At 70.7% G+C, this 23,984-nt stretch carries 27 protein-coding genes; 11 read left to right on the top strand and 16 right to left on the bottom strand.

Annotated features, from left to right (window positions below):
* The coding region (locus ACWEPL_RS16820; protein WP_452436678.1) for an ATP-binding protein at nucleotides 1-782 on the bottom strand (782 nt) is incomplete at its 3' end.
* A 205-nt stretch (nucleotides 783-987) separates the two neighbouring features.
* On the opposite strand from ACWEPL_RS16820, the gene ACWEPL_RS16825 reads away from it, so the two are divergent.
* The gene (locus ACWEPL_RS16825) at nucleotides 988-1,596 is read left to right on the top strand and encodes a hypothetical protein (RefSeq protein WP_452436679.1); all 609 of its coding nucleotides are present in this window, start codon (nucleotides 988-990) and stop codon (nucleotides 1,594-1,596) included.
* A 4-nt stretch (nucleotides 1,597-1,600) separates the two neighbouring features.
* On the opposite strand, the gene ACWEPL_RS16830 is transcribed toward ACWEPL_RS16825, so the two are convergent.
* The 5 genes from ACWEPL_RS16830 to ACWEPL_RS16850 form a co-directional block, all read right to left on the bottom strand.
* Nucleotides 1,601-1,993: an ATP-binding protein gene (locus tag ACWEPL_RS16830; protein WP_363980208.1), complete on the bottom strand. Its 393-nt coding sequence runs from the start codon at nucleotides 1,991-1,993 to the stop codon at nucleotides 1,601-1,603.
* Complete coding sequence (locus ACWEPL_RS16835) at nucleotides 1,990-2,181, bottom strand: DUF5999 family protein (RefSeq protein ID WP_363980205.1); 192 nt, start codon at nucleotides 2,179-2,181, stop codon at nucleotides 1,990-1,992. Before ACWEPL_RS16835 ends, ACWEPL_RS16830 begins: the two co-directional genes overlap by 4 nt.
* 104 nt (nucleotides 2,182-2,285) lie before the next feature.
* Complete coding sequence (locus tag ACWEPL_RS16840) at nucleotides 2,286-3,389, bottom strand: hypothetical protein (protein ID WP_452436680.1); 1,104 nt, start codon at nucleotides 3,387-3,389, stop codon at nucleotides 2,286-2,288.
* Nucleotides 3,390-3,590: 201 nt separating this feature from the next.
* A complete protein-coding gene (locus ACWEPL_RS16845) occupies nucleotides 3,591-4,103 on the bottom strand; it encodes a hypothetical protein (RefSeq protein WP_363980199.1) in 513 nt (170 codons plus the stop codon).
* Nucleotides 4,100-4,885, bottom strand: coding sequence for a MerR family transcriptional regulator (locus tag ACWEPL_RS16850; protein ID WP_452436681.1), 786 nt, complete (start codon nucleotides 4,883-4,885; stop codon nucleotides 4,100-4,102). Before ACWEPL_RS16850 ends, ACWEPL_RS16845 begins: the two co-directional genes overlap by 4 nt.
* An 89-nt stretch (nucleotides 4,886-4,974) precedes the next feature.
* Between ACWEPL_RS16850 and ACWEPL_RS16855 the strand changes: the two genes are divergently transcribed.
* Together ACWEPL_RS16855 and ACWEPL_RS16860 are read left to right on the top strand one after the other, a co-directional pair.
* A complete protein-coding gene (locus tag ACWEPL_RS16855) occupies nucleotides 4,975-5,289 on the top strand; it encodes an ArsR/SmtB family transcription factor (protein WP_452436682.1) in 315 nt (104 codons plus the stop codon).
* Nucleotides 5,286-6,086, top strand: a complete 801-nt coding sequence (locus ACWEPL_RS16860) for an SRPBCC family protein (RefSeq protein WP_452436683.1) — start codon at nucleotides 5,286-5,288, stop codon at nucleotides 6,084-6,086. Before ACWEPL_RS16855 ends, ACWEPL_RS16860 begins: the two co-directional genes overlap by 4 nt.
* Before the next feature lie 56 nt (nucleotides 6,087-6,142).
* Here the strand turns inward: ACWEPL_RS16860 and ACWEPL_RS16865 are convergent, their stop codons facing one another.
* The 5 genes from ACWEPL_RS16865 to ACWEPL_RS16885 all read right to left on the bottom strand — a co-directional run bounded on the left by ACWEPL_RS16865 (nucleotide 6,143) and on the right by ACWEPL_RS16885 (nucleotide 12,358).
* Complete coding sequence (locus tag ACWEPL_RS16865; protein WP_452436684.1) at nucleotides 6,143-7,195, bottom strand: DUF4037 domain-containing protein; 1,053 nt, start codon at nucleotides 7,193-7,195, stop codon at nucleotides 6,143-6,145.
* Nucleotides 7,196-7,261: 66 nt separating this feature from the next.
* Nucleotides 7,262-7,996, bottom strand: coding sequence for a GNAT family N-acetyltransferase (locus ACWEPL_RS16870; RefSeq protein WP_452436685.1), 735 nt, complete (start codon nucleotides 7,994-7,996; stop codon nucleotides 7,262-7,264).
* Between the two features lie 6 nt (nucleotides 7,997-8,002).
* The gene (purB, locus tag ACWEPL_RS16875) at nucleotides 8,003-9,433 is read right to left on the bottom strand and encodes an adenylosuccinate lyase (protein WP_452436686.1); all 1,431 of its coding nucleotides are present in this window, start codon (nucleotides 9,431-9,433) and stop codon (nucleotides 8,003-8,005) included.
* 72 nt (nucleotides 9,434-9,505) lie between these two features.
* On the bottom strand, nucleotides 9,506-11,899 hold the full coding sequence (locus tag ACWEPL_RS16880) for an excinuclease ABC subunit UvrA (RefSeq protein WP_363980179.1): 2,394 nt from the start codon (nucleotides 11,897-11,899) through the stop codon (nucleotides 9,506-9,508).
* A 102-nt stretch (nucleotides 11,900-12,001) separates the two neighbouring features.
* Entirely contained in the window at nucleotides 12,002-12,358 is a 357-nt protein-coding gene (locus tag ACWEPL_RS16885; RefSeq protein WP_452436688.1) for a VOC family protein, read from the bottom strand.
* 170 nt (nucleotides 12,359-12,528) lie between these two features.
* Between ACWEPL_RS16885 and ACWEPL_RS16890 the strand changes: the two genes are divergently transcribed.
* The 3 genes from ACWEPL_RS16890 to ACWEPL_RS16900 all read left to right on the top strand — a co-directional run bounded on the left by ACWEPL_RS16890 (nucleotide 12,529) and on the right by ACWEPL_RS16900 (nucleotide 14,483).
* On the top strand, nucleotides 12,529-12,903 hold the full coding sequence (locus ACWEPL_RS16890; protein WP_363980582.1) for a helix-turn-helix transcriptional regulator: 375 nt from the start codon (nucleotides 12,529-12,531) through the stop codon (nucleotides 12,901-12,903).
* A gap of 10 nt (nucleotides 12,904-12,913) precedes the next feature.
* Nucleotides 12,914-13,330, top strand: a complete 417-nt coding sequence (locus ACWEPL_RS16895) for a VOC family protein (protein ID WP_350736462.1) — start codon at nucleotides 12,914-12,916, stop codon at nucleotides 13,328-13,330.
* Nucleotides 13,331-13,454: 124 nt separating this feature from the next.
* Complete coding sequence (locus ACWEPL_RS16900; RefSeq protein ID WP_363980172.1) at nucleotides 13,455-14,483, top strand: methyltransferase; 1,029 nt, start codon at nucleotides 13,455-13,457, stop codon at nucleotides 14,481-14,483.
* A gap of 174 nt (nucleotides 14,484-14,657) precedes the next feature.
* Here ACWEPL_RS16900 and ACWEPL_RS16905 read toward each other — a convergent pair whose 3' ends face one another.
* A complete protein-coding gene (locus ACWEPL_RS16905) occupies nucleotides 14,658-15,221 on the bottom strand; it encodes a dihydrofolate reductase family protein (RefSeq protein WP_452436689.1) in 564 nt (187 codons plus the stop codon).
* Nucleotides 15,222-15,302: 81 nt separating this feature from the next.
* The gene (locus ACWEPL_RS16910; protein ID WP_363980166.1) at nucleotides 15,303-15,731 is read right to left on the bottom strand and encodes a helix-turn-helix domain-containing protein; all 429 of its coding nucleotides are present in this window, start codon (nucleotides 15,729-15,731) and stop codon (nucleotides 15,303-15,305) included.
* A 604-nt stretch (nucleotides 15,732-16,335) separates the two neighbouring features.
* On the opposite strand from ACWEPL_RS16910, the gene ACWEPL_RS16915 reads away from it, so the two are divergent.
* The 3 genes from ACWEPL_RS16915 to ACWEPL_RS16925 all read left to right on the top strand — a co-directional run bounded on the left by ACWEPL_RS16915 (nucleotide 16,336) and on the right by ACWEPL_RS16925 (nucleotide 18,782).
* Nucleotides 16,336-16,776: a YybH family protein gene (locus ACWEPL_RS16915; RefSeq protein ID WP_355203398.1), complete on the top strand. Its 441-nt coding sequence runs from the start codon at nucleotides 16,336-16,338 to the stop codon at nucleotides 16,774-16,776.
* A 62-nt stretch (nucleotides 16,777-16,838) separates the two neighbouring features.
* The gene (locus ACWEPL_RS16920; RefSeq protein ID WP_363980157.1) at nucleotides 16,839-17,402 is read left to right on the top strand and encodes a YceI family protein; all 564 of its coding nucleotides are present in this window, start codon (nucleotides 16,839-16,841) and stop codon (nucleotides 17,400-17,402) included.
* A gap of 132 nt (nucleotides 17,403-17,534) precedes the next feature.
* Nucleotides 17,535-18,782, top strand: a complete 1,248-nt coding sequence (locus ACWEPL_RS16925; protein ID WP_452436690.1) for an NAD(P)/FAD-dependent oxidoreductase — start codon at nucleotides 17,535-17,537, stop codon at nucleotides 18,780-18,782.
* A 188-nt stretch (nucleotides 18,783-18,970) separates the two neighbouring features.
* Here the strand turns inward: ACWEPL_RS16925 and ACWEPL_RS16930 are convergent, their stop codons facing one another.
* Together ACWEPL_RS16930 and ACWEPL_RS16935 are read right to left on the bottom strand one after the other, a co-directional pair.
* Nucleotides 18,971-19,867, bottom strand: a complete 897-nt coding sequence (locus ACWEPL_RS16930; protein WP_452436691.1) for a LysR family transcriptional regulator — start codon at nucleotides 19,865-19,867, stop codon at nucleotides 18,971-18,973.
* Between the two features lie 450 nt (nucleotides 19,868-20,317).
* Nucleotides 20,318-21,139, bottom strand: coding sequence for a helix-turn-helix transcriptional regulator (locus tag ACWEPL_RS16935; RefSeq protein ID WP_363980148.1), 822 nt, complete (start codon nucleotides 21,137-21,139; stop codon nucleotides 20,318-20,320).
* Between the two features lie 100 nt (nucleotides 21,140-21,239).
* Here ACWEPL_RS16935 and ACWEPL_RS16940 point away from each other — a divergent pair, with 100 nt between their 5' ends.
* Nucleotides 21,240-22,217, top strand: coding sequence for an NmrA/HSCARG family protein (locus tag ACWEPL_RS16940; protein ID WP_452436692.1), 978 nt, complete (start codon nucleotides 21,240-21,242; stop codon nucleotides 22,215-22,217).
* Between the two features lie 16 nt (nucleotides 22,218-22,233).
* On the opposite strand, the gene ACWEPL_RS16945 is transcribed toward ACWEPL_RS16940, so the two are convergent.
* Nucleotides 22,234-22,545: an SCO4225 family membrane protein gene (locus tag ACWEPL_RS16945; protein ID WP_350736490.1), complete on the bottom strand. Its 312-nt coding sequence runs from the start codon at nucleotides 22,543-22,545 to the stop codon at nucleotides 22,234-22,236.
* Nucleotides 22,546-22,886: 341 nt separating this feature from the next.
* Between ACWEPL_RS16945 and ACWEPL_RS16950 the strand changes: the two genes are divergently transcribed.
* Nucleotides 22,887-23,894 carry a carboxymuconolactone decarboxylase family protein gene (locus ACWEPL_RS16950; RefSeq protein ID WP_452436693.1) on the top strand — a complete coding sequence of 336 codons (1,008 nt, stop codon included), beginning with the start codon at nucleotides 22,887-22,889 and terminating at the stop codon, nucleotides 23,892-23,894.
* The last annotated feature ends 90 nt before the right edge of the window (nucleotides 23,895-23,984 follow it).

A 23,984-nucleotide genomic window follows, 5' to 3' on the forward strand; every position in this document is an offset into this window, starting at 1 on the left:
GAGTGCAGCCGGCGCACCTCCGAGATGTAGCGCAGGCTCAGGGCGAGGTATGGGAGGTCCACGAGGTGCAGCTGCTGCACCCCCGACAGGGCCCGCAACCGCACCGCCGCCAGCTCGATCGCCAGCGGCAGCCCGTCCAGCAGGCGCACGATCCGGGTGACGACCTCCCGGTTGTCCTCCGTCACGGTGAAGGACGGCAGCACGGCGCGGGCACGTTCGGCGAACAACCGGACCGCGTCCTGCCGGATCAGCCTCTCCAGCGGCACCTGAAGATCCGGCAGCGGCAACGGCGAGACGGGCACCGCCTGCTCGCCGGCGATACCCATCGCCTGCCGGCTGGTGGCCAGCACCCGCAGATCCGGCGCCGCCCGCAGCAGCGCCTCGCTCAGCGCCGCACACTCGGCGATCATGTGCTCGCAGTTGTCGAGGATCAGCAGCGCCTGCTTGTCGCGCAGATGACACGTCAGCACCCGCATCGGCGTGTCGCCGGTGTGGTCGCGGATCTCCAGCGCCTCGGCCACGGCCTCGGCGAGCATGGCCGGGCCGTCCAGCTCGGCCAGCTCCACCAGCCACACCCCGTCCCGGAAGGCCCGCCGCACGTCCTGGCCGACCCGCACCGCCAGCCGCGTCTTGCCGACGCCGCCCACGCCGGTCAGCGTGACGGCCCTGGAGGCGGACAGCAGCTGTTTGACCTCGGCCACCTCGTGCCGACGCCCCACGAAACTCGTCACCTCGGCCGGCAGCCCGCCGTTGGGCCGCCCTCCGTAGGTGCTGGCAGTCACCGCTGTCATTGGCGCCTTCCGCGACGCGGCCGGCGCTGCCGTCGGCCCGCATCCCACGTCGTCGCCCCCAGGTTATGTCGCGGCCGTTATCCCAGACGAGCACGGTCAAGAACCCACAACAAGTTTTGGCCATCGCATGGTGTAACGGCGTCTCGACCTTGACGGCCGGCCGCTCCTAGCGTGGGGAGAGGGAGGGGAACAGACCATGTTCATCCAGGTCATCGAGGGCCGGGCGATCGAGGTCGACGATCTGCACCAGGCGCTGGAGCGGTGGGTGCGCGAGCTCTCGCCCGGCGCGCAGGGCTGGCTGGGCACCACGGCCGGCGTCACCGACGACGGCCTGTTCGTCAACGTCGCCCGCTTCGCCACCCGGACGGCCGCCCACCGCAACGCCGACCGGCCCGAGCAGGGGCAGTGGTGGGTGGAGACCGCGAAACTGTTCGCCGGCGAGGTGACCTTCCTCGAATGCGACGAGGTCATCGAAATCCTGGGCGGCGGGTCCGACGAGGCGGGGTTCGTCCAGGTGCTGCAGGGGCGCGTCCGCGACCACGCGCGGGTGCGCGAGGTGCTGCAGCAGGGGCAGGAGGAGCTGGCGGGCTTCCGTACGGACCTCATCGGCGCCACCGCCGCGCTGTGCGGTCAGGACAGCTGCGTCGAGACCGCCTACTTCACCAGCGAGGTGGCGGCCCGGCAGGGAGAGGCCAAGCTGCAACCGCCGGCGATCCGGGAGCTGCTGCGGGCCTGGCAGGAACTGTTCGTCTCCGACGTGGACTTCTTCGACCTGCGCGAGCCGTGGCTGTACTCGCCGCGCTAACCGCTCACACATGGGCCGGCATCCGTACGGGCACCTCGAACCAGACCAGCTTGCCCCGGCCCGTGGGAACGCTGCCCCAGCCGGAGGAGAGCACCTCCACCAGCAGCAGCCCGCGCGAGCCCTCGTCATCGCGGCAGGCGGCACGCGGGCTCGGCGGCACCGGACTGGAGTCCTCCACCTCGCAGCGCAGCAGCCCGTCGGCCGCCGACAGGCTCATGCGCACCAGGCCCCGCGCGTGCCGGACCGCGTTGGTGACCAGCTCGCTGATCAGCAGCTCGGCGTAGTCGCACGCCTGCTGCAGCCCCCACTCCGCGAGCTGGGCGCGGGCGGCGTGGCGGGCCCGGCGCACCGAGTGCGCCTGGGCGGTGAACGTCCACGACGCCGGCGCGGCGCTCACGCGGCCCGCTCCAGGACGGCCGCCGGGACGATGCTGCGCCCGTCGGGCAGCAGCTCGCCGGTGTCGTCGAAGAACACCACCCCGTTGCACAGCAGTCCCCATCCCTGCTCGGGGTGGTAGGCGATCAGGCGCGCGGCCTGGTGAGCGGCGGAGTTCGCCGGAGGACAGGGAGGCTGGTGCGTACACATGGTGCGGATTCCCCCGTTCCTCGCATCCAGCTGGTTATCCGTACGCTTCCAACGTGCCTCACAACACCACGCCAAGAAGAGGTGAAAAATACCCTTATAGGTACCTATGTCTGGTAGGTACCTAGTGTCGTCAGCGTCTCCCGGCCCTCATCCCACCGCCACCGCACATCGCGGCCACTCAGGTGCACCCCGCCGATCCAGCGGTCCACGCCGTTCAGCCGCACATGATCCTCCTCACCCGCCAGCACCCGGGCACCCACCGCGGTCAGACCCACCACCGTCGCCCATCCGACCGGCCCGCCGGCCGGCCGCAGATCCAGCAGCGGATACGGCGCCCCCGCCAGGCGCTCCATCATCGCGAAACACCACGTGTCCCCCAGATACCGGCGCGCCTCCCGGGCCGTGGCCCGCACGAAGACATCCCCGGCCGAACCCTCCTGCGCCGCGGCGGCCAGGACCCGACGCTCGGTGAGGGAGAGCCCGTCACGGGTGGAGGGATACTCCCGGCACAGACGCTCGAACGCCTCACCCAGGAAACGCAACTCACCGGAACGGATCGCCGCGATACCCGGCAGACCCTCCGGCGTCGGAGCACGAAAAGCCGCCCACGCCCGGGTCGCCAACTCCAGCGCCGCCGGCGACAACCTCGCGCACGCCCGCGTCGACGGCAACTCCCGCAACTGCTCCGCACGCAACTCACCCAAGCCACCGAACCCCGCGATGCCAGGATGCTCCCCGATACAGATCAACGTGACAGCCTCGGCCGGCACCCCCAACTCCGCCAGCCAGGCCAGAATCTCCACGATCTGCAACTGATCGTACAGATCAGCCTCGAACCACAGCACATACTCGCCGCCCCGGTTGGCCTCCACAACCGCGTCCCGCTCCACGAACATGCGCAGCCCCTCGCCGCGGTCATCGGCGCCCGCCCCCACCAGGAACGTGGCCCTGACCCGGCGCAGCTCCTCCCGCCCCACCGCCGGAACCGGCCCCTCGTGCAGCACATCCCGCCAGAACACGATGCGCCGGGCCAGCCCCGTGCCCGCCAGATCGGTGCCGTCACCGTTACTGATGTGCAGCGCCCCCAGCCAGTCCCGCTCGGCCGCAGGCTGCTCGCCCAGGAGCCGGCGGCGCGCCACCGCGTACGACTCACCGGTCTTGGCCATACGGGCACGCACCCGCCGCTTGAAATCCGCCTGCTTGGTCATGAACATCTCCCGAACGCCGCCGCGGCGCCCCCCAGCGACCGGCGCGGCAGACGCACGACCAACCGGCAGATCCTCCGTCCGAGAGGTGAACCTCCCTTTGCCTCCATCAGGTGACCCGGCTGGGGCGGGTGGCCGGAGGTTGGGCGGGGACGGCCGCCACCGGCCATGCTAACCCCGCCCCACCGGCCCCCGCGAGACCCCTCAGCCCGGACGCACCGGCTGACGCAGCACCGTACGCGGCTCCGGATCATCGAACGCCGTCAAATACACCTCATGATGCAACCCATTGGGCACCAGCCCCCGCTCCGCCATGAACGCCTCCATCACCGCCAGCGACCGATACTCCTCACTGAAGGCGCCCACATGCAGCACCTCCACACACTCACCCTCCGTGAACGTCACCACCCGCACCCGATCCACCGCCGCCCCCGACGAACGCGCACCCTCCCGCGCCCGCTCCACCAGCCCCGCCTCCGGCACCCCCGCCAGCGGCAGCAGCAGATGCCAGCGCCACAACTCCCGCGGCACCTCCAACCCCGGACGCTCGTCCTCCACGAACCACAACCCCTCCAGCGGCCCCGCCGGACCGCCCATCCCCGCCACCACCGCATACAGCGCGCCGATGGCCGACACGTGCTCACTCCCACCCGGCTCACCCATGCCCGTCACATTCAGGCAGGTCACCGGACCGTACGTGGCCAGCTCAGGATTCATGACTCCTCCAAACAGATCATCAGATGCGTAACGAGGTGCTCAGGCGAGGTCACGGCCGGATCCGACACGTACACCTCGCGAATCGGCCCCCGAACCGCACACCGGCGCTCACCACACCAGGCCAGCACCGCATGCGCCGTCAGAGACATCTGGTCATAAGGCCCCACATGCGTCGCACAGGCGAACCTGCCCCCCGGCAACACCCGCACCGGCGCACCCCTGCCGCCCTCCCCGTCGCCGAGCACCCGGGCGGCCTCCACGTCGAACCCCTCACCGAAATCCACCGGGAACAACCCGATCAGCTGAACCGGCCCGGCAGGCCCCAGCACACGCGACAACGCCGCCGACACCGCCCGCCCCACATCCTCCGGCCCCGCCGCCCGCTCGGTCGCCACCACCACCCGCCGCGCCGGCTCCTCCACCACTCGCACCGGCACCGACGGCAACCCCTGCGCCATCACCCGCTCCAGCGACGCGAGCGTACGACGCCGCCGCGCCAGCTCCGCCTCCAACTCCTCCCTGACCCCCTCAAGCGCCTGCGCCCCGCCCGCCAGCACCTCACCCACCACCGCCAGCGGCACATCCAGCGACCGCAGCAACGCGATCGACAACGCCACCCGAGCCTGCGACGCCCGGTAAAACCGGTAACCCGTCACCGCGTCCACCTGCGCCGGCCGCAACAACCCCAGCTCGTCATAGTGACGCAACTGCTTCACACTCAACCGCCCCAACCGGGCGAACTGCCCGATCGGCAGCAACTCCTCGTCCACGCCGACCAGCATGGACCCTCCCACCGAGGGAGAGTCCAGCCGGCTCCACGACCAATACATGCCCTTGCAGGCATATAGCCAAGCGGGTATATTAACGAGCCATGCGCTTCGACGTGCTCGCGGAACCCGCCCGCCGCCACATCCTCGACCTCCTCCTCGAACGCCCCCGCCTCGTCAGCGAACTCACCACCCACCTCGGCCTCACCCAACCCAGCACCTCCAAACACCTCCGAGTCCTGCGCGAAGCCGGCCTCGTCACCGTCCGCAAAGACGCCCAACGCCGCTGGTACGAACTCCGCCCCGCCCCCCTCGCCGAAATCGACGCCTGGCTCACCCCCTACCGCAAACTCTGGAACCACAGCCTCGACCGACTCGAACACCACCTCGACACCATGGAAGAGGAAGACGACCGATGAACGAAAACCTCACCATCCACCCCGACGGCCGCACCACCCTGCGCATGCAACGCCGCCTCCCCCACCCACCCGAAAAGGTCTGGCGCGCCATCACCCAGCCCGAACACCTCGCCCACTGGTTCCCCGCCACCATCACCATCGACGGCGACCGCATCAACTACGGCTTCGGACCCGACGGCCACATCACCGAGAACAACCCACCCCACACCTACGCCCACACCTGGGGCGAGGACGAACTCCGCTGGGAAATCCACCCCGACGGCCCCCGCGCCAGCATCCTCACCTTCACCCACACCTTCACCGACCACCACGGCGCCGCCAGCTTCGCCTCCGGCTGGCACACCTGCCTCATGGCCCTGCTCCATACCCTCGACGAACGCCCCGCCCAGCAACCAGCCGACAAGCAACCCGCCGAATTCGCCCGCCTCCACGAGGACTACGTCGCCATCCTCGGCCTCGTCCCCGCCACCGCCGCAAACGGCGACGTACGCGTCGAACGCCAGCTCACCCGCCCCGTCGAAGACGTCTGGCACCTGCTCAACGGCGACGACGCCACCCCCGGCGACCCCCCGCCCGCCCCCTTCACCGCACCCGGCCTCCGACCCGGGCCGGTCACCCGCGCCGAGAGCGCCAAACTCCTCGAATACGACACTCCGACCGGCCCCGTCCGCTGGGAGCTCACCCAGGGCACCGGCCAGGGCGCCCGGCTCATCGTCACCCACACCGGCGACACCACCACCCTCGACGCCTGGCGCATCCACGTCGAGGAACTGGCCTCCGCCCTGGTGGATCTGTGATTTTCAATGGGTGAGGAGGGTGGTGCAACCACCCACGCCCTTTACAATGTAGATCACTAACCTCGGAGGCCGAGTACCGCCGCCGTCATGGCCCGCGCCCGCCCCGGCGCCGTCAGCAGGTCCGTCGAATCCGATAGCTGATCCACGCACCCCACCAGGGGCAACCCCCTGATCACCGGGTCCGACACCGACTCCAGCAGCGCCTGCGCGAACCGGTCCCCGCCGATCACCTCGAACGGCCGGTCGAAGAACCCCCGTACCCGCTCATCCAGCCGCTCGGCCAGCCCCACCCGGTTCTGCAGCGCCGCCACCCGCGCGTACGCCCCCGACAGCCCCTCCTGCCGCTCCCGCCAGGAGCGCGCCGCCACCGCCGCCCCCAGGCACTCCCCCAGCTCCGTCGAGCCCGGCATGCGCGCCAGCGCGCTGCCGAGCCATTTCGCGTACGGCGGGTAGCGCCGCCGCAACAGCAGAGCCAGCCGCATCACCTCCCGCGCCAGCCGCGCCCCCACCACGGCCGAGCCCAGCTCATCGCCCACCTCGCCACATCGGCCCGGGAACGGCTCCTCCTGCGCGATCCGCCGCCACTGACACGCCAGCACATAACGCCACACATCCTCCGGATACCAGCGCAACGCCGCCCGGGCCGTCTCCAGCCCGCCCCCGGGAACGGCGGCCTCCAGCCCGTCGTGGAACACCTCGCCCTGCGTCACCTCGGCCAGGCTCTGCCACGGCGCCGACAACCAGTCCAGCAGCGACACCCCCTCACGCGGATCGAAACCCAGCCGCTCCACCAGCCACGATCCCAGCTCCGTCACCGCCACCCCGGGCTGCACGCTGCCGTGATAGCCGAACACGGTCGGAAAACCGCCGAACCGCTCCGGCAGGCCCGCCACCACCTTCGCCCGCACCTCGGGCGCCATCCCGGGCGCCACGAACACCAGCACCCGCGGCCCCCAGTCATGATCGGCCGAGCGGGCCGTGTCGAACTCCAGCACCTCCGACCCCGGCCCGATCAACGCCGCACTGTGCGCGACCCCGGACACCAAAGGCGCCACCACCTCGCCGTAGAAGGCGCGGGACAACTCGATACCTGGTACAAAATCGGACATCACGCCGTCAACTCTGCCCCAGCGCCGCCCGAACCTCACCCGATTTTCCCGGCGCCCGCCCTGGAGTCAGCCGGCGACGTGAGAGGCCATCACCCGCCGGCGCCGGTAGCCGATCCGCTCATAGACCGTGACGGCCGCCACGTTGCCGTCGTCGACCATCAGCGCCGCCCGCCCGTAGGCGGCCAGCAACTCCGCCGACGCCCACCGGCACACCTGATCGGCCAGCCCACGCCCCCGCATGCCCGCCTTCGTCGCCACCCCGGCCAGCAGCCCCACGCTGGGCGCCGGCCAGGCGTCGGCCGCCACCGCCGCCAGCTCGCCGCCGACGCGCACCCCGGCCCACCGCCGCACCCCGGCGATGCCGGGCACCGCGTACGAGTCGGGCGCATCAGCCGCCAGCAGCGCCGCGACCTCGTCCTCGGCCTCCGGCTCCAGCCAGCCCACCCCGCCGGGAGCGGGGCCGTCCAGCGCCGGCAGGCTCATCCAGGAGAACGTCCCGGACTCGCGCAGGCCGTCGAGCTTGGCCGTCACCTCGCGTACCAGCTCCAGCTCCCCGAACGGCCGGTAGGAGGGCCCCAGCTCGGCCAGCGCGTACCCGACCAGCTCCACCGCGTCCGAGGCCGCACCCCACACCCCCAGCCGGTCGCGGCGCGAGGCCCCCGGGCCGGCGGCCACCACCGCCCCGCCCAGCGCCCACGCCCGCGCGCCGCCGCGCAGCCCCTGCGCCACCCACACCAGCAGGTCGTCGTCACCGCACGCGGCGCGCACCTCGGCGTCGTCGCGTAACTCCCGTATCGCCACAGCTCGTTACAGGATGGCGCCGGGCCGGTAAGCCGCCGCCTCCGGGTGCGCCGTCACGACCTCGCCCACCTGCCGGGCCACGGCCTCCACCTGATCGGCGGCCGCGCCGGTGAACGACACCTGGTCGGCCAGCAGCGCCTCCAGCCGGACCCGGTCCAGCGGGAAGCGGGTGTCGGCCGCCAGCAGGTCGAGCAGCTCGTTGCCGGCGCCGCGCGAGCGCATCGCCAGCGCCGCCCCCACCGCGTGCTCCTTGATCAGCTCGTGCGCGCTCTCCCGGCCCACCCCGGCCCGCACCGCCGCCATGAGCATCTTCGTCGTGGCCAGGAACGGCAGATAGCGGTCCAGCTCGGCGGCGATGACCGCCGGGAAGGCGCCGAACTCGTCCAGCACCGTCAGCATCGTCTCCACCAGCCCGTCGAAGGCGAAGAACGCGTCCGGCAGCGCCACCCGGCGCACCACCGAGCACGACACGTCACCCTCGTTCCACTGGTCCCCCGCCAGCTCGCCCGCCATCGAGGCGTAACCCCGCAGCACCACGGCCAGGCCGTTGACGCGCTCGCAGGAGCGGGTGTTCATCTTGTGGGGCATCGCCGACGAGCCGACCTGCCCCTCCTTGAACCCCTCGGTGACCAGCTCGTGCCCGGCCATCAGCCGGATCGTCTTGGCCAGCGACGACGGCGCCGCCGCCAGCTGCACCAGCGCCGTCACCACCTCGAAGTCCAGCGAACGCGGATAAACCTGCCCCACGCTGGTGAAGCGGTGCGCGAACCCCAGGTGCGCGGCCACCTTCTCCTCCAGCTCCGCCAGCTTGCCCAGGTCGCCGTCCAGAAGATCGAGCATGTCCTGCGCGGTGCCCACCGGCCCCTTGATCCCGCGCAGCGGGTAGCGGCCGATCAGCTCCTCCAGCCGCCGGTAGGCCACCAGCAGCTCGTCGGCCGCCGACGCGAAACGCTTGCCCAGCGTGGTCGCCTGCGCCGCCACGTTGTGCGAACGCCCGGCGACCACCGTGGCCTTGTGCTCCTCGGCCAGCGACGCCAGACGCCCCAGCAACGCCACCACCCGGTCACGCACCAGCAGCAGGCTGTCACGGATCTGCAACTGCTCGACGTTCTCGGTCAGGTCACGCGAGGTCATCCCCTTGTGCACCTGCTCGTGCCCGGCCAGCGCGTTGAACTCCTCGATGCGCGCCTTCACGTCGTGCCGCGTCACCCGCTCACGCGCCGCGATCGACTCGACGTCGACCTGCTCGACCACCTTCTCGTAGTCGTCGACCGCGCCCTGCGGGACCGTCACCCCCAGCTCGGCCTGCGCCCGCAACACCGCCAGCCACAACCGCCGCTCAGCGATGATCTTGTACTCGGGGGACCACAGGCGGGCCAGGTCCGGCGAGGCATAACGCGAGGCCAGGACATTCGGGATACGCGGCTTGGACGTCACGTCGGACAAGTCTATTCACACGCCCGCGCCCGCACGGCACCAGGCCACGCGAGCGCCGCGATCACGCCCCGGCTAGAAGGCGCCGACATAGGCCGCCAGGTGCTCACCGGTGAGGGTGGAGCGGGCCGCGACGAGATCGGCGGGCGTGCCCTCGAACACGATCCGGCCGCCGTCGTGACCGGCGCCCGGGCCGAGATCGATGATCCAGTCGGCGTGCGCCATGACCGCCTGGTGGTGCTCGATGACGATGACCGACTTGCCGGAGTCGACCAGCCGGTCCAGCAGGCCCAGCAACTGCTCGACGTCCGCCAGGTGCAGGCCGGTCGTCGGCTCGTCCAGGACGTACACGCCGCCCTTGTCGGCCATGCGGGTGGCCAGCTTGAGCCGCTGCCGCTCGCCGCCGGACAGCGTGGTGAGCGGCTGGCCGAGGCTCACATAGCCGAGCCCGACGTCGGCGAGCCGGCCGAGGATGGCGTGCGCGGCCGGCGTACGCGCCTCACCGGCGCCGAAGAACTCCTCGGCCTCGGCCACCGGCATCGCCAGCACCTCACTGATGTCACGGCCGCCGAGGCGGTGCTCCAGCACCGAGGCCTGGAACCGCTTGCCGTCACACTCCTCGCACACCGTGGAGACGCCCGCCATCATCGCCAGGTCGGTGAAGATGACGCCGGCGCCGTTGCACGCGGGGCAGGCGCCCTCGGAGTTGGCACTGAACAGCGCCGGCTTCACCCCGTTGGCCTTCGCGAACGCCTTGCGGATCGGGTCGAGCAGGCCGGTGTAGGTCGCCGGGTTGCTGCGCCGCGAGCCGCGGATCGCACCCTGGTCGATCGACACCACACCCGCGCCGGCCGGGATCGACCCGTGCACCAGCGAGCTCTTGCCGGAGCCGGCGACACCGGTGACGACGGCCAGCACCCCGAGGGGGATGTCGACGTCGACCTCGCGCAGGTTGTTCGCGCTCGCGCCGCGGATCTCCAGCGTGCCGGTGGGCTTGCGCACGCTCTCCTTGAGGGCGGCCCGGTCGTCGAGGTGGCGGCCGGTGACGGTGCCGCTGGCCCGCAGCCCCTCCACGGTGCCCTCGAAGCAGACGGTGCCGCCCGCCGTACCGGCGCCGGGGCCCAGGTCGACGACGTGATCGGCGATCGCGATCGCCTCCGGCTTGTGCTCCACGACGAGCACCGTGTTGCCCTTGTCGCGCAGCCGGCGCAGCAGGTCGTTCATCCGCTGGATGTCGTGGGGGTGCAGGCCGATGGTGGGCTCGTCGAAGACGTAGGTGGTGTCGGTGAGCGAGGAGCCGAGGTGGCGGATCATCTTGACCCGCTGCGCCTCGCCGCCCGACAGCGTGCCCGCCGGCCGCTCCAGCGACAGGTAACCCAGACCGATCTCCACGAACGACTCCAGCGTGCGCAGCAGCATCGCCAGCAGCGGCGCCACCGACGGCTCCTCGAGGCCGCGAATCCATTCGGCCAGGTCGCTGATCTGCATCGAGCACGCGTCGGCGATGTTGACGCCGTCGATCCGCGAGGAGCGGGCCGCCTCGCTGAGCCGGGTGCCGTCGCACTCGGGGCAGGTGGTGAAGGTCACGGCCCGGTCCACGAACTCCCGGATGTGCGGCTGCATCGCCTCCCGGTCCTTGGACAGGAACGACTTCTGGATCTTGGGGATCAGCCCCTCGAAGGTGAGGTTCACGCCCTCGACCTTCACCTTGGTCGGCTCCCGGTAGAGGAAGTCCTGCATCTCCTTCTTGGTGAAGTCGCGGATCGGCTTGTCCGGGTCGAGCAGGCCGGACTCGGCGTAGACCCGCACGGTGAAGAAGCTGTCGGACTTCCAGCCCGGGATGGTGAACGCGCCCTCGGCCAGCGACTTGGAGTCGTCGTAGAGCTGGGTGAGATCGATGTCGGAGACCGCGCCCCGGCCTTCGCAGCGCGTGCACATGCCGCCGGTGCGGGTGAAGGTCTGCACCTCCGTCCTCTTGGCGCCGCGCTCGACGGTGATCGCGCCGCTCGCCCGTACCGAGGGGACGTTGAAGGAGAAGGCGTTGGGCGAGCCGATGTGCGGCCGCCCGAGCCGGCTGAACAGGATGCGCAGCATCGCGTTGGCGTCGGTGGCGGTGCCGACCGTGGAGCGGGGGTCGGCCCCCATGCGCTGCTGGTCGACGATGATCGCGGTGGTCAGCCCGTCCAGCACGTCGACCTCGGGCCGCGCCAGCGTCGGCATGAAGCCCTGCACGAACGTGCTGTACGTCTCGTTGATCATCCGCTGCGACTCCGCGGCAATCGTGTTGAACACCAGCGAGCTCTTGCCCGAGCCGGAGACCCCCGTGAACACCGTCAGCCGGCGCTTCGGAATCTCGATGCTGACATCCTTGAGGTTGTTCTCGCGTGCGCCGTGCACGCGGATCAGATCGTGGCTGTCGGCAACGTGCGGCGCAGGCGACTGCGGGTCCGTCCTCGTGGCCTTGCTCATCGTCTCTCCATCTGTCGGGCAGGACCGCCTGGCTCGATCCGACCAGTTTCGAGCATTATGTCTGGTTTTTTGGTGTCAGCACGGTGAGCGGGAACCCCCCGCTCACTGGTCCTGAAGCAGCCCCAGCACGTTGCCATCGGCGTCGGTCACGGTGGCCACCAGACGGCCGCCGCCGACGTCGCGCACGGCGTCCTTCACGGTGGCACCGGCAGCGGTCACCTCAGCCAGCTTCGCCTCGATGTCCGGCACGTGCCAGTACGCCACCGGCGAGGTCATCGCCTGCGGTCCACCGGCCGGCACCAGCCCGATGTGCTGGCCCTCGGCCTCGAAACCGACGTAGTAGGGCCCGTCGGCCACCGGCTCGACGCCCAGCAGCGCCGCGTACACCGCCTTGGCCTTCGCCAGGTCCGCCACCGGGTGCAGCACCGTCTTGATCCCCTGGGTGGAAGAGTCGCTCATGGTTCACTCCTGTTCGAAAAGGTGAGGTCTGTGCTGGTCACGCTAGCCGCACCGTACCGATGCGCGCTTCTCCATTCCTGACCGGTCGCGCCCGGATCCTGTGAGAAACTGACCAGGTGAGACGGCAGGACCTCGACGATCTCGTCCGGCTGCGGCGGGCCCGCGACCGGATGGACCGCGACTACGCCGAGCCCCTCGACGTCCCGGCGCTGGCGCGTGACGCCCTGATGTCGTCGGGCCACTTCTCCCGCAGCTTCCGCGCCGCCTTCGGCGAGACGCCCTACAGCTACCTGATGACCCGCCGCATCGAGCGCGCCAAAGCACTGCTGCGGCGCGGCGACCTCTCCGTCACCGAAGTCTGCTTCGCGGTCGGCTGTACGTCACTCGGGTCGTTCAGCACCCGATTCACCCAGCTGGTCGGCGAGAGCCCCAGCGCCTACCGGGCCCGCGACCACGACCACGCCGCCGACATCCCCGCCTGCATGGCCAAGATCTACACGCGACCGGTCAGGAACGGAGAAGCGGGCCCCTCCACCCGCCCATAAAGTGAAGCGCATGGACATCAAGCTCTCCACCTGCTTCATCGCCGTCGACGACCACGACAAGGCGCTCGCCTTCTACCGCGACGTCCTCGGTCTTGAGGTACGCAACGACGTCGGGTACGAGGGAATGCGCTGGGTGACCATCGGGTCACCCTCCCAGCCGGACGTGGACATCGTCCTCGAACCACCACTCGCCGACCCCAACGCCTCACCGGCCGACAAACAGGCCATGGCCGAGCTGATGGCCAAAGGCCTGCTGCGCGGCATCATCTTCACGACGGACGACTGCGACGCCACCTTCGAGCGCATCAGCGCCGCCGGTGGCGAGGTGCTGCAGGAGCCGATGGACCAGTTCTACGGCGTCCGCGACTGCGCCTTCCGCGACCCCGCCGGCAACATGCTGCGCTTCAACCAGACCCTCGCCAAGTAAGCCCCGCGGAGCAGCACAGCCGCCCCATTGTCGGGGCTTTGGAGGTTGCTCTTGCCCGGTCGGTTGTCCACAGTCCCACGCCCTTTACAATGTAGATTCGTAAGCTGGGGCGCATGATAAGTGCATGACGAGCGACGACACCCCCCTGGACGGGGCCGCCGCATGGCGGGCCCTGACGCCGCTGATGGACCTGATGACCCCGATGGCACTCCGGGTGGCCGTGACCCTGCGGCTGCCCGACCTGGTGGACGAGCACGGCTCCGGCCTCGACGACCTGGCCTCCCGCGCCGGCGCCGACCCCGACGCGCTGGGCCGGGTGCTGCGCCACCTCGTCGGCCGCGGCGTGTTCACCGAGCCCCGGCCCGGCACGTTCGCGGTGAACGCGACCGCCGCCCTGCTGCGCCGCGACCACCCGTCCGCGGCGTGGCGGTGGCTGGACCTGGACGGGTTCGGCGGCCGGATGGACCTGGCCTTCACCGGCCTGCAGGACACGGTGCGGACCGGCCTGCCCGCCTGGCCGGCGGTGTTCGGGGCGCCGTTCTGGGACCACCTCGACGCCGATCCCGAGCTGAGCGCGTCCTTCGACGCGACGATGGCGGTCAACGCCGCGGGCCGCGAGCTGGCGGAGGGCTACGACTGGCCGGCGCTGGGCCGGGTGGCCGACGTCGGCGGCGGCACCGGCAGGCTGCTGGCCGAACTGCTGCTGCGCCACGACGGCCTGCGCGGTCTGCTGATCGACCTGCCGGACACCGTCTCACGCGGACAGCGCTACCTGGCCGAGCACGGGCTGGCGGACCGGTGCGAGACGGTCGGGCGCAGCTTCTTCGACGAACTGCCCACCGGCGCCGACGCGTACGTGCTCAACCGGGTGCTGCACGACTGGGCCGACGCCGAGGCGACCGCCATCCTGCGCCGCTGCGCCGGCGCCGCGGGCCCGCACGGACGGGTGCTGATCCTCGAGTCGCCCAGCACCTCGGAGGTCGATCCGGCCATGTTCGCGGAGATGAACCTGCGGATGCTGGTCCTGACCGGCGGCCGGGAACGGACGGTCGACGACTACCGGACGCTGGCCGCGGCCGCCGAACTGCGGGTCGCCGCCGTGCACGACATCCCACCGTGGCACACCGTCATCGAGTGCGTCCCCGCCACCTGACGATCCTCGCGCGGCCCGGATTGTCGGTGGCCTGTGCCAGAGTGGGCGCCATGCTCGCGATCACGGTGCAGACGGAGAACGGACAGCGACACGTCCGGGCCACCGCGCACGAGCTTGCCGACCTCGTCGGTTAGGCCGGCGCGGAAGCCGCCGGGCCTGTTGGCGGCGGCGGGTTCAGGCGCGCTTCGGTTCGTAGTGCAGCGCGGTGATCCCGCAGTCGAACGGCCGGGCCGCGACCAGGCGCAGCCGCTTGTAGTCGCCGGCGTCGCCGAACACCGGCATCCCGGAGCCGATGGCGACCGGGTTGACGAACAGGTGGAGCTCGTCGAGCAGCCCCTGGGCGATCAGGCTCGACACGAGCGTGCCACCACCATAGGCGATCATGTCGCCGCCCGGCCGGGCCTTGAGCCCGTTGACGATCTCGGCGAGGTCGCCGCCCGCGACCGCGGCGTTCTCCCAGGGCGACTCGGTGAGGGTGTTGGAGATGACGACCTTGGGCGTGTCGTTCATCTTGTCGATGGACTTCTGGTCCTCGCCCTCCGGCCCGGCCGCCCACGCGGGGATGAACCCCTCGGCGAGCCTGCGGCCCAGCACGATGCAGTCGACGGGGTCGGTGAGCGCGTCGATGTAGGCGTTGATGTCGTCGGTCCACGGGAAGTTCAGCCAGTCCATCTCGCCCTTCGGGCCGGCCATGTAGCCGTCGACGGTCATCTGGACCTGGAGTTTGAACGTGCGCACGAGGTGCTTCCTTCCGGGCCGAGGGGTGGTGATCCAGAGCGTAGCGGCGCGCCCGTACGACCCGCTCGAGATTCCCTCCGCTCAGACCAGGCACCCGTCCTGGCCCTGGTCGTGGAGCCCGGCCGCGCTCTCCACGATGCGCCGGTAGTCGGGGCACTGGGTGAAGTCGTCGGCCGTGCACCGCATAAGGTGCTCGATCAGCGCCTTGGACGCCGCGAGCTCCCGCTGACGTTCCTCCAGCTCGGCGTGATGGCGCTGGAGGAGCGCCTGGCGTTCGGCCAGGCCGTAGGCGCCGAGCATCTCCCGGATCTGCTCCAGGCTCATCCCGCCCGCCTTCGCGCGGATGATCGTCAGGACGCGGATGACGTGGTCGCGGGTGTAGCGGCGGCGGCCGCTCACCCGGGCGGCCGGGGTCAGCAGGCCCATCGCCTCCCAGTGGCGCAGGACATGCGGCGCGAGATCGAACCGCTCGGCCAGCTCTCCGATCTGCATGAACTCGCTTGACCTCATGTTGACATTAACTTGCAGAGTTGCCTCCACGTCAAGCGATCATCGCTTTGGAGGCGAGCTCGGCCGCGCGGAGCCGGCCGCCTGCCCGTCGGTCCAGGCGCGGCACGGCACGGTCACCGGGGCGCGCGCCCTGGACGACGGCGGCTTCCAGGCGGCTGGAGCTGCCCGGGGCTTCCACGTGGAGCTGCCCGGTGGCAAGACGGCCTGGGCGCGGCGGCCGCTGCCTGCCACCACCACCGGGCCGGCCGACGAGCTGCCCGGCCCGCGCGGGATGCGGGCGCCGTGGGGCCGCATCCGCCTTCCACTGCCCGTACTGCCACGGCTACCAGTGCGCCGGCAAGCACGTCGCGGTGATCGGCGCGGACCAGCGGCCTTCCTGGTGCAGTGGCGTGGTGTGGGGGCCATCGCGACCGTAGAGGACAGGCGCTTATGCCTTCAAAGACCGGCTTTGCCATGAACAGATAACTCGAACTGCACACTCCATCATGCCACCCAGAGCATAACGCCATAGCAATATTAATCTTAGACAAGATAACTCCAGAGCCATAGCGTCGGAGGTGTGAGAAGCCAAGATTCCGCCGCGAAGGGAAGGGCTGGGGTAGCGATGCCCACGCAACGCGAGGTAGATGAAGCCAAGATCCGCCAGCTGGTCGGCAAGATCGTCGAAGGGCTCCAAGGCAAGGATCTCGAGGGTCTGAAGCGGCTTTACGCAACGGACATCGTGTCCTTCGACATCGAGCCGCCGCTCCAGCATGTGGGGATCGAGGCGAAGCTCAAGAACTGGGCGCCCGTGTTCACGTTCTTCGAGCGTGTGACTTATGAGGTTCGCGACCTGGCGCTCACTGTGGGCGATGATGTGGCGTTCGGGCACGCGTTCGCTCGTCTCAGCGGCACGCTGAAGAACGGGACGGCGACGAGCGGTATGTGGGTCAGGGTCACCTACTGCCTCCAGAAGATCGACGGCACCTGGTTGATCGTGCACGACCAGGTCTCGGTGCCGCTCGACATCTCCAGCGGCAAAGGCGTTGTCGATCTCGAGCCCTGATCCTGCCACCCCACTCCCGCCTGCGCCGCGTCGCCGCGGCACCCCATCCATGGAGGAAAGCCATGATCCCCGTCCCCGCGACCGTCGAGATCCCGGGTTATCTGGTCGGCACCTGGAAAGCCGACCCGGTGCACTCCGAGATCGCTTTCACCGTCCGTCATCTCATGATCAGCAAGACGCGTGGCCGGTTCACCACCTACGACGTCACGATCGTTACAAGCGAGGACCTGCTGGCCTCGTCGGTGGCCGCGACGATCGACCTCGCGTCCATCGACACCGGCCACGAAATTCGTGACAACCACCTGCGCACCGCCGACTACCTCGAGATCGACAAGTACCCGACGATGAGCTACCGCTCGACCGGCATCCGCCAGACCCGCGACGGTTGGGCCATCGACGGTGAGCTGACGTTGCACGGCGTCACGCGGCAGGTACCGCTGGCCGTCGAGGTGAACGGGTTCGGCTCGGACCAGTGGGGTGCACAGCGGGCCGGCTTCTCCGCGACTGCGGAGATCAACCGGCGCGACTTCGGCATTGACATCAGTACCCCGATGGAGGCCGGTGGCGTCGTGGTCGGCGACAAGGTGTCGATCAGCCTCGAGGTCCAGGCCGTTCTCCAGAAGTGACCCGGCCCGGACGGGCGGCCCGCAAGGCCCCCATCCACCGATCGTGTGGTGTCCCGATTCCGCCGTTCGACCGAGCGGGATCGGGACACCGCCCCTGCGGTTCAGCGCCTCGTCGAGCTCAGGAGGATTGCCATGAGCACTGATCCCGGCATCGTCATCATCGGGGCAAGCCTGGCCGGCGCGAAGGCCGCCCAGGCCCTGCGGCTCGACCACGGCTACGACGGGCCGATCACCCTCGTCGGCGACGAACCCCACCTGCCGTACCAGCGCCCTGCCCTGTCCAAGGGCTACCTCCTGGGCACCACGAGGCCCGCTGACCTCGATGTCCTGAAGCCGCAGTTCTACGCCGACCAGGACGTCACTCTGGCACTCGGCGCCCCCGCCACCGCCCTCGACCTGGACGCCCGGCGGGTACGGCTGGGCGACGGCACGGAGTTCCCCTTCGCCCGGGTGCTGATCGCCACCGGCGCCCGCCCGCGCCGCCTCCGGGTGCCGGGCGCCGATCTCGACGGCGTCTGCTACCTGCGCAACCGCGACGACAGCGAACGCCTGGCCACGGCCCTGAGCGCGGCCGGCGATGTCGTCGTCATCGGCGCCGGCTGGCTCGGCTCCGAACTCGCGGCCGCCAGTCGTACCTTCGGCAACCACACCACCGTCATCGACCCCCTGCCCACACCGCTCTACCACGTGCTGGGCGACCGGATCGGGGGCCTCATCGCCCGCCGGCACCGCGACCACGGCGTGAACCTGCTCCTCGGCGACGGCGTCGAGGCCATCCTCGGCACGCAATCGGTCGAAGCCGTCCAGACCATCACCGGACGGACGATCCCCGCCGACCTCGTCATCGTCGGCGCCGGCGCCGCCCCCAACACCGAACTCGCCCAGGCAGCGGGACTGCACGTCGACGGCGGCATCCTCACCGACGAGCACCTGCGCACCTCGCACCCGGCCGCCGTGGCCGCCGGCGACGTCGCCCGCCACCAGCACCCGCGCTACCTGAACCCCGTACGGATCGAACACTGGGACAACGCCGTGATCCACGGCACCGCCGCCGCGGCCACCATGGTCGGCAAGCCCTCGACCATCGGCCACGTCCCCTACTTCTTCTCCACCCAGTACGGTTCCACCCTCGAATACCTCGGACTCCCCACGACCTGGGACCGCATCATCACCCGCGTCGAGCACGCCACTCACGGATTCACCGCGTTCTGGCTCGACCGCCGCATCCCCGTGGCCGCCCTGACCATCGACAACCGGGGCGCCGCCGACCACCTGCGCACCCTCATCGCCACCGGGCACCCCGCCGACCCGCAACAGCTCGCCGACCCCGACACCCCCTTGCCGAACCTCCTGCCGAACGCGCCGAGCCGTACCTCGTGAGACCCTTTCGTACGACAGGCCAAAGGGGCCGAACCAGGCCAGGGCGGCGTGAGTACCAGGCTGCTCTCTCGGCTGCGAGCCCCGCGGGCGGCTACCGACGGCGGAGGGCCGGTCGTCACCGCGCACCGCCCGATCGAAGCGGCGAGCGGATCACGCCTCACATCGTCGACGTCGCCGGCCGGACCCCCTCAGCGCTTCTCCTGTGGTTCGCCGGTGATCCAGTTCCAGTTGGCGATCGTGGTGCGCATCAGGCGGGCGGCGGTGGACAGGTGGCTGCCGGCGCCCCAGTACAGGGTGACCGCGCGTCGGCAGTCAGGGCTGTCGATGGGGACCCAGGCGGCGGGGACCCGCGTGGAGCCGGTCCGGGCGAAGGCGGGGACGAGACCGATGCCGAGCCCCGCGCTGATCAGGGCCGCGATGGCGCTGGGCTCGTCGACCTCGCAGACGATCTTCGGGGTATGGTCTCGTGCGGCGAAGAGCCGGTCCAGGAGGCGCCGTTGCCAGTGCCCTTTGCGGGCGCTGACGAAGGGCTCGCCGGTGAGCTCGTCGATGCTCACCGACGTACGGCTCGCCAGCGGATGGTCGAGCGGCGTGGCCAGACCAACCGCCTCATCGAGCAGCTGGACCGCCTCCAGGCCCTCAGCGGAAATCGGCTGGGAGGCGACGCACAGGTCAACGTCCTGGGCCCGCAGGTGACGGCCCATCTCCTCGGCCGCCATCCAGCGGAGTTCGACCTCGATGGTCGGGTGAGCTCGTTTGAAGGCCGCCAGCGGCCCGGTGAGCGTGAGGAAGGTCTCCGACGCAAGTCGTACGGTGCCCACACCCTCGCTGACGGCCTCGGCGACGGCTCGCCGCCCCGCATCCAGCTCCCCCAGGGAGCGTTCGACGTAATCGCGGAAGAGCTTGCCCGCGTCATTCAGCCGCAGCCGGCCGCTCCGGTCGAACAGCGGTGTGCGCAGCTCGCTCTCCAGCCGGGCGATGGTACGGCTCAGCGACGGCTGGGCGACGCGAAGCTCCTCGGCCGCGCCGCTGAGGTGCTCCAGCCGCGCCACCACCAGGAACTGCCTGAGCGAGTTCAACTCCATCACGTCTCCAGGTACATAGCACTCCGGCGATATCAACCATAGTCAAGATAGCCTGTGAGCCATAGTGTCTGGATCTGTTCGCACATCGAGGAGGCATGCGGCGAATGCCTCAGGATCGGTGCGACATGCCACGGGTCGGATGAGACCGAACACATCCCGATCACGGTAGCCGGACGGAGCGCAGATGTGACATTCGCGCTGCTGAGCCGCCTGGACCCGGCAGTCCGTACGTGCGGATCTGGCCGCCACCACCTCGGCCACGGCGTCCGTCCACGGGCTGGGCCTCTCGCTCGGCGTGGCGATCTTCGGCAACCTCCTGACCCGGGAACTCCAGGGCCGCGCCCCGAGCCCGGAGGCGACCGCGACGGCCATCCCCGACGTCCTGTTCTGGGGCGCGCCGGCCGCGGCCGTGCTGGTGGCGCTGATGATCCTGCTGCCCTCGCCCCGCGGTCAGGCGCTCAGCGAGTCGAGCAGCCGCAGGCGCTCGGCCGAGTCCGTCCCGGGCGCCGCGCCGAAAAAGATGATCCGCTGGCCGGGGTCGTCGGGCACGCGCATGGTCTCCTCGTTGAGCTCCAGCGGCCCGACGAGGGGATGGTTGATCCGCCGTACCGAGTAGGTGCACTCGGCGACCCGCTGGCCGCCCCAGACGCGGGTGAAGTCGGGGCTCTTGATGCTCAGCTCGCCGATCAGCTCGGCCAGCAGGGGATCGTCCGGCATGTCGCCGGTGGCCATGCGCAGGTAGGCGGCGACCTCGTCGGCGTGCGTCTCCCAGTCGGGATACAGGTCGCGCATGGCCGGGTCGAGGAACATCGTCTTGGCCAGGTTCACCCGCTGACCGGGGTTCAGGCCGTACAGCGCGTAGCCGAGCCGGTTGCCGCCGAGCAGGTCGAAGTACCTGCCGAGGATGATCGCCGCCTGGTCGGCGACCCCCTCCACCAGCGCCACCACCGACGGGCGCAGCTGCTCGGGGCCGTAGGGACGGCGCGCCACCTGCACCTGTTCGGGACGGGCGAGCCGCACCAGGTGCATGCGCTCATCGGCGGTCAGCCGGAAGGCGTTACCCAGCGCCTCCAGCACCGAGTCCGACATCTGATGGCTCTCGCCCTGCTCCAGGCGCGTGTAGTAGTTCACGCTGATCCCGGCCAGCTGCGCCACCTCGTCGCGGCGCAGGCCCGGCACCCGGCGCGCCGTGCCGTAGGTCGGCACGCCGCCGGCCTCGGGCGTCAACGCGGCACGGCGGGCGCGAAGGAACTCCCCCAGCTGCTCTCCCATGCCCCCATTGTCGCCACATCCGCCGGGCGCTCCCATCCCCTGGCATGGGTACCCAGGACAGGGGCAGGCACCCGCGCGAGAACGCCGCCAAGGTGAAGGCATGACCGACAAGAAGATCATCGCTGTGGTCGGGGCCACCGGAGCGCAGGGCGGCGGACTGGTCCGGGCCATCCTCGCCGACCCCGACGGACCGTTCACCGTCCGCGCCCTCACCCGCGACACCGCCTCCCCGCAGGCCCGCGCCCTGGCCGAGCAGGGCGCCGAGGTCGTGTACGCCGACCTCGACGACGAGGACAGCGCGCACCACGCCTTCGCCGGGGCCTGGGGCGCCTACGTCGTGACCAACTTCTGGGCCCGGCGCACCCCCGAGCAGGAGGCCGCCCGCGATGCCGCCCGCATGGAGATCGACCAGGCGCACGCGGCCGCCCGCGCCGCCAGGGCCGCCGCGCTCAGGCACGTCGTGTGGTCCACGCTCGAGGACACCCGGCCGCACTTCGCCCACCTGGGCCGCCGGGTGCCGACGCTGCTCGGGGAGTACGCGGTGCCGCACTTCGACGCCAAGGCCGAGGCCAACGCCGCCTTCACCGGTCTCGGCGTGCCGACCACGTTCCTGCAGACCACCTTCTACTACGAGGCCTTCCTCCAGGGACAGGGCCCGCACCGCGACGCGAGCGGCCGCCTCGTGCTGACCCTGCCCATGGCGGGCAACCCGATGTCCATGATCGCCGCCGAGGACATCGGCCGTACCGCACTCGGCATCTTCCGGCGGGGCCCGGAGTTCGTCGGCCGCACCGTGAGCATCGCCGGGGAGCACGCCGACGGCAAGGAGCTCGCGGAGAAGTTCACCACGTTGCTCGGCGAACCGGTGACCTACACGCCGCTGACCTACGACCAGATGCGGGCCGCCGGATTCCCCGGCGCCGTCGAGATCGGCAACATGTTCGAGTTCTACTCCGAGGCGTCCGCCTACTTCACCGGCGTACGCGACCTCGGCCTGGTACGCGAGCTCAACCCCCGGCTGCGCTCCCTCGACGACTGGCTGAACGAGCACCGCGACGAGATCACGGCCGCCATCTGACGGCCGCGGCCTACGATCACACTCCGTCTCCGGGGACCGGACGCCCCCGGAAGATCCGCCAGATCAACCACGCCTGCAGCAGACCGGCGCCGGCCAGGACCACGGTGAGCAGCACCGGGTTCGCGATCTGAGGCGGCACCAGGTCCCATCCCCACCAGATCAGCCAGCCGAGGGGGAAGGTGACGCCGACGAGCGCGACGCCGCTCAGCAGGATCGGATCCCGCACCGTCAGCAGGATCACCAGCGAGACCACGCCGAGAACCAGGACCAGAGCGGCGTAGACGACGGCGAGCACAGCCGCGACCTTGCCGTTCCTGTAACGGCGCATCCGACCACGTCCTTCACGGGAGACGACGGCGTCCACCCACGATCCTTTCACGGACGCCCGGCCACGACCCTCCTCGACGCCTCAAGCGCAGGGGCGGTGTCGCGCCCGCAGCTTCTCCCACGGCATGTCGAGGGCGAACCCGACGGCGTGGCCGAGCGCCGTCGCCTGCCCGGCCACGCCCGACCCTCGATGGCGGTGTCGTCGTCCCGTACTCCACCCGCCGTAGCCGCACCTCCCGATACCCCCCGGGGAGTATAGGGCGGTGACGTCACCGGGACGACGACACCACCACGCCCGGACCGCGATGCTCGACACCTCATCCGGAAGAAAGGCATCGCCCCATGTCATCGACCCTGGTACGGCACATCACCCCCGTCCTCCCGCACCGCGCCCGCGGCGTGGTGGCCGAGGTGTACGCGCAGGTCAACGCCGAGTTCAGCAGCATCGGACCGGCCGTGATGATGATGTCGCCCTCCCCCGAGCTCATGGCCGCGGGCTGGTCGCTCATGCGCGAGAGCCAACTGGCCGGCGACGTCCCTGCGCTGGAGAAGGCCGTCGTGGCGCTGGGCGCGGCACAGGCCAACGACCTCGACTACGACATCCAGGCGTTCCTGTCGGTGCTGCGCCTGCTGGGCGAGCCGCACCTGGCCGAGGCCATCGAACGCGGCGACCCGCCCGCCGACCCCAGGCTCGCCGCCCTGCTGGACTGGGCCGCCTCCACCGGAGTGGCCGCCCGGGAGCCGCAACGGCCCCCGTTCCCCGCCGGACCCGAAGCCGCCGAATTCCTCGGCACGCTCCTGTTCACGCACTTCGTCGACCGGGTCGCGGCCGCCATGCTGCCCGCCGGGCTGACCCCCGGCACCCTGGCCCCCGACGACGAACCGCCCTTCGACGGCGCCCCCGTCCTGCGCCCGCTCGACCAGGACCTGCGCCCCGGCGCCACGCTCCCCCTGCTGGACGGGCTGCCCACCGCGCCACCCCCGCCGTGGGCGGCCGACCACCCGATCGGCGCCGCGTACGCCGCCCTCACCGCCACCGCCGCCCAGGGCGCCGGCCTGCTCACCCCTGAGGCCGCGGACGTGACGGCCGAGGTGATCGCCGAGCACCGGGGCCGCCTGCTGCCGGTCGGCGACTGGCTCGACCGGCCGCTGGCGGGCCTGACACCGGACGAGCGGGCGGGAGCGCGGGTCGCGGTCCTCGCCGGTCTGGCGCCGCACGACATCACCGACGAGCACGTCGCCGCCTGGCGCGCCACCGACCGCCGCTTCAGCGACCACTGCACCGTCTTCCTGCTCGCCTACGGCGCCATGACCGCCGTCACCCACATCGAAGCCGACATGACCACCTGACAGAGATGATGTAGGTGAGCACCTCCCGTCAGTCCTGACCCACCCCCTGACTGACCTCGGGTCTTCAACGGGATCTGTCGGTCTGAGCGG

Source organism: Nonomuraea sp. NPDC004186, from assembly GCF_053603495.1.